Annotated in this window: 5 protein-coding genes and 1 pseudogene; 1 reads left to right on the top strand and 5 read right to left on the bottom strand. The window is 50.0% G+C overall.

Annotated elements, in window-relative coordinates; all coding sequences use genetic code 11:
* Positions 1 to 210, bottom strand: a 210-nt coding sequence (locus AC5OW4_RS14660) for a PTS sugar transporter subunit IIB (RefSeq protein WP_493677157.1), incomplete at its 3' end; no start/stop codon positions are given.
* Positions 207 to 635: a PTS sugar transporter subunit IIA gene (locus AC5OW4_RS14665; RefSeq protein WP_072683672.1), complete on the bottom strand. Its 429-nt coding sequence runs from the start codon at positions 633 to 635 to the stop codon at positions 207 to 209. The genes AC5OW4_RS14660 and AC5OW4_RS14665, both read right to left, overlap by 4 nt.
* Before the next feature lie 239 nt (positions 636 to 874).
* On the opposite strand from AC5OW4_RS14665, the gene AC5OW4_RS14670 reads away from it, so the two are divergent.
* Positions 875 to 1711 carry a MurR/RpiR family transcriptional regulator gene (locus AC5OW4_RS14670; RefSeq protein WP_072683671.1) on the top strand — a complete coding sequence of 279 codons (837 nt, stop codon included), beginning with the start codon at positions 875 to 877 and terminating at the stop codon, positions 1709 to 1711.
* Positions 1712 to 2048: 337 nt separating this feature from the next.
* On the opposite strand, the gene AC5OW4_RS14675 is transcribed toward AC5OW4_RS14670, so the two are convergent.
* From AC5OW4_RS14675 to AC5OW4_RS14685, 3 genes and pseudogenes are all read right to left on the bottom strand, one after another.
* A complete protein-coding gene (locus AC5OW4_RS14675; RefSeq protein WP_493677158.1) occupies positions 2049 to 3212 on the bottom strand; it encodes a glycoside hydrolase family 88 protein in 1164 nt (387 codons plus the stop codon).
* 118 nt (positions 3213 to 3330) lie between these two features.
* A complete protein-coding gene (locus AC5OW4_RS14680; RefSeq protein ID WP_072683669.1) occupies positions 3331 to 4068 on the bottom strand; it encodes a carbon-nitrogen hydrolase family protein in 738 nt (245 codons plus the stop codon).
* Between the two features lie 69 nt (positions 4069 to 4137).
* A pseudogene (locus AC5OW4_RS14685) lies at positions 4138 to 4420 on the bottom strand (methyltransferase); the annotation flags it as partial.

A 4420-nucleotide genomic window follows, 5' to 3' on the forward strand; every position in this document is an offset into this window, starting at 1 on the left:
ATTTAATCGCTGAACCGCGCGTTCCGCATTGAGAATGGATAAGCGGGAAGAAGAAGGACAGGCCATTTTCAATGCGATTTTCTGGATGTCGTCAACAGCGGCTAAATCATCAATGACCAGAATACGTGTAATATTCAGCTGATTTGTCCAAACGGTAGCCACCTGACCATGGATCAGCCGTTCGTCGATGCGGATGTTCAATATACTCATGATGCTTCTCCTTTCTGATCCGCAAACAAGATTTGCGGGTCGATGACATGAATGGCTTCTTTGGCTTCCAGCAGCGCGTTGTCAATTAACTGACGCGAACTCTGGCTGCCATTGCGATGAACAAGCAGATAGGTCAGTAAGGTTAAGGTCGTCTCCGTGATGATTTTAACTTTCTTATCCGGAAGCTGTGTCAGGCAGGCTTCCATTGGAAAGCCGCCCTGAATGTCGCACAGACACAGGATTTCTTCGGTTTCCGGCTCCCAGGCTTCAATCTGGTTACGCAGATTTTGACGATAGACGTCGAGATCCTCGTTCAGCTTGTAGTCCAGCGCCTGCAGATAAGCCTGCGGACCGCATAACATTTCCGCCGCTTCCCGCATCCCACAGGCAAAGTGATCATGACCACAGATCAGAATTCCAATCATAAACTCATCTCCTCGTTTCTTCAGAGGAAGATCGATCGCCGGCGAGAGGCTGCCGGCTCCGTATCTCGCTTCTACTCTTATTATAACGGCCAAAAAGAGGTTGAACAGCGTTAGGGAAGGGGTTGGAAAAGAATTTTGAGTTGTTGGTGAGATAAGAGAATCCAGCGAAAAAATATTGTCATTTCAGCCGATAAATTTGCATTTCCCGATTGTCTCTTTATAATGAAGGAGGGATTGTCATGAATATCCGGGAACGGTTAAGAAATACCCATTCGCTGAGTGCGAATGAACAAACGCTTGCGGAATATCTTCTGAAGCATACGACGGAAGCGGTTGAAATGGATTATCGCCAGTTGTCTGAACAATGTCATGTCTCCATCAGCTGTATTTTCCGCTTGTGCCGGAAAATGGAAGTGAAGGGCTTCAACGAATTGAAATTGTTGTTGTCGAAAGAGTTGAACGAAGAACTCAGCCAGTATCAGAACGTCGACTTCAGCGTGCCCTTTTCTTCTGACGACAGCCTTGAAAGCCTGACGGCCAACATCGCCAATATTTACAAGCAGACGGTCGACGACACGCTGCGCATGCTGGATTTTAAGGAATTCCGGGCGATCGTTGAGACGCTGACGCAGGCCCGGCGGATCTTTTTCATCGGCAGCGGAAGCAACTTGTTGATCGGCCGGAGTTTGATGCAGAAGCTGCAGGAAATCGGGGTGAATATCCAGATGCCTTCAGAACTGACGGACGGGCGGCTGGTGTGCAGTACCGCCGATCGCGACAGCGTGGCTTTGGTGGTTTCTTATGCGGGAATTTCCAGCTACATGCTGGAATGCGTAAAGGCGCTGCGGATGCATGAGGCGAAGATTGTGCTGATCTCCAGCCGGCTGGATCCGAAGCTGCATTATTATGCGGACTACCGGTTATTTCTTTGCAGCAAGGAAAATCCGCAGATCAAGATCGCCAATTTTTCATCGGCCTGTTCGGCGCAGTTTCTCTGTGATCTCATCTTCTCCGCTTATTTTCAACAACATTATGATCAGTTCTGGCAATACCGGAAAAAGAAAACGTATCTGTAAGGATAACCAGAATTCGTCCCTTCCGCGGACGGCTGGATAAGCAGGCAGGAGCGTAAAGGCTGAGATCGCTTTTGCGTTTTTTTTAACTCTAAAACCGCGGGAAATGCGGGAGCTTCGGCCCTCTTTGACAAAGCAGCATGCAATCAAATAAAAAAAGCAGGCTCAGCGAGGCGTTGGGAAAGAAGCTAAGAAGAAGCCGTTGGAAATCCGGCTCGTTTTCAGAGTATGGGGCCTTCTTGGAAAGCAGCCGCCTTTTTTTGTAAGCAAAGCCCTTTCTGGCTCCATAAGAAAAACAGCGCCGTTGGACGCTGTTTCTTTGATCGGTACAGGAAAGTGATTACCAGTACATTTCCCAGTCTTTGCTTAAGCGGGTGAGCGCTTCAAAGTAGAAGTAATCCCCCCAGCTGCAGCATTCGTCGACGCCGTGCTGACGGCAGCCGTTGGTCGGGGTGCTGCGGCAGTAAGTGCTGTTGAGCAGCTGGCCGTTGGAGATTTTCGGATCCTTGACGGCGCAGTGATCATACAAAGCCTTGATCATCCGCCTGGCGTCGCTGATCAGCTCGTCAGCTTCTGCCTTTTCTACGTATTTCGCCATTTCCAGCATGCCGCAGGCTGCGATCGCGCTGGCTGAAGAATCACGCGGTTCATCGCTGCCGTCGGTGAAATCAAAATCCCAGTATGGAATCAGATCACCTGGCAGATGATCAATGAAGTATTTCGTGACATGGCGGAACAGCTCGAGATATTCCGGGTTATGCGTGTATTTGTAGCTGATCGCCAGACCATAAACGCCCCAGCTCTGACCGCGGGCCCAGGCCGATTCGTTGCGGTTGCCCTGATGGGATACGCCGAGGCTCGGCCTGCCTGTTTCCGGATCGAAGAAATAGGTATGATAGGTCGAATAATCCGGACGGATGACGACGCTTAACGCCGTATGAATGTGCTTCAGCGCGATTTCACGATATTTCGGATCGCCGCTGACTTCCGTCGCCCAATATAATAACGGCAGGTTCAGCAGACAGTCGATGATTAAGCGGTAGTTGTCCTTCGCCCCCAACGGACCCCAGGCCTGAATAAAGCCGCCTTTTTCCTGAAACCGGGTGATCAGCTTGTCCGCTGCTTTCAACGCCGCTTCTTTGGCTTTTTCATCGTTGAGCAGCTTATAGGCCGCAACGCAGGAAGGGGAGTACAGGAAACCGAGGTCATGATGTTCCAGCACGATGTTGCGGTTGACGCGGTCTAAGAAGCTTTCGACATGCGTCAGACCGGTCTGTTTGAAGCACTCTTCCTTTGTCGCTTCATAAGCCAGCCAGACCTCGCCGGTCCAGAAACCGTTGGTCCATTCGGTATTGTCCATCTGCGGATAAAAATTGTTGACGCTGTTGGGATACTTCATGCTGGTGGTGAAATCGTTCAAGCCGCTGCGCACCTGTTCGACGGCGTAATGGATCGCGTCGTTGAGCTCGGTATCGGTCAGTTCAGGATAGTTTGCAAAGTTCATGAGAAATCTCCTCTCTATGTTCCTATTGTAGCAAGTTTATGCAAGAAGTTCAACAATCTTGTATACAAGCTGAAATGAAAATTTAATCTGCCTGTCTGGTAAAGAAAAAACCGGATTGTTATTCCGGTATTTCCAGTGTCAGACAGCCTTCCTGAGCCCAGGGCAGCGAAGCCCGAATCCGTCCGTTTTGAATATCGAAAGCGCCGCCCAGCGCCGGCTCCTTTACCCCCGGTGAGTCCAGATTGTTGATCAGCACAACCCGCTTTGCGAAGCTTGCGGCCTGAGCGGCATACGCCTCAGCTTGTCCCTGCTTCCATTCATCAAGAGGAAAGCAGACGAAGACCGGCCAGAATACAAGGTCCGGCTGTTGCGAAACCATCGCGGAAACAACCTCGTCCGTCCAGCCGTCGCCGCACAGCAGTACGCCGATTCGTTTTCCCCGATAGCTGAAGATCCCGCTCTGCTTTCCTTCCGTGTAAAATTGAGGATTTGCGCCGGGAATTTTCCAGCCCGGCGACATTCGCGCGTAATCCAACAGGATTTCTCCCGAATTGGAAATGATCAGATCATTGCTCGTCCATTTTCCTGCATGAAATCGGAAATACCCGACGCCGATTCCGGAATGAAACGTTTTCGCCATTTCCTGCAGACGGCGCAGCGGCGGATCGCCGTGATCCAAAGCAAATTGCTGGTCATGATCCGGATTGAAATTCAGGCTGTTAAAGCCCTGAATAAACGCCTCGCCGAAAAGGACGAAATCCTGATCAGGATGCGTCCGCAGTACAGCTTCAATTTTGTCCATGTTCTGACTGATGTTTCCCTGGATCGAGAAAGCGGCGGCCAGCGTGATTTTCATGGTGAACTCACCTCAATTATTTCCCGGGTAATTTTAACAGAGCGGGATTTCGTTAATTTGTAATCAGGATTATTTTTTCTCGTAAATCCGCAGGATGAATTCCACTTCCGTCGACAGCTGCGTCAAAACGGCCAGCTTCTGTTTGTCCTGAATCGAAGTCTTGTAATAATACGGGGTCATCGTAAAGAGATCCTGAATCTGCGCCTGACTTTCCAACTGAATTTCATAATGCAACGTCTGTTCTTCGATCAGATCAAACTCCGGAGTTGTCATCGTTTCCTGCGGATTGAGATACGGAGTATCATATAAGACTTCTTTTAAGCCCCATAAGTGCCGCGGTCCGGGACTCACG

This window comes from Holdemania sp. (genome assembly GCF_986127675.1).

What these genes read in the sequence shown, in the direction of transcription:
- AC5OW4_RS14665 (WP_072683672.1), bottom strand. Translation starts at nt 635, where the DNA reads ATGATTGGAATTCTGATCTGTGGTCATGATCACTTTGCCTGTGGGATG.
- AC5OW4_RS14670 (WP_072683671.1), top strand. Translation starts at nt 875, where the DNA reads ATGAATATCCGGGAACGGTTAAGAAATACCCATTCGCTGAGTGCGAAT.
- AC5OW4_RS14675 (WP_493677158.1), bottom strand. Translation starts at nt 3,212, where the DNA reads ATGAACTTTGCAAACTATCCTGAACTGACCGATACCGAGCTCAACGAC.
- AC5OW4_RS14680 (WP_072683669.1), bottom strand. Translation starts at nt 4,068, where the DNA reads ATGAAAATCACGCTGGCCGCCGCTTTCTCGATCCAGGGAAACATCAGT.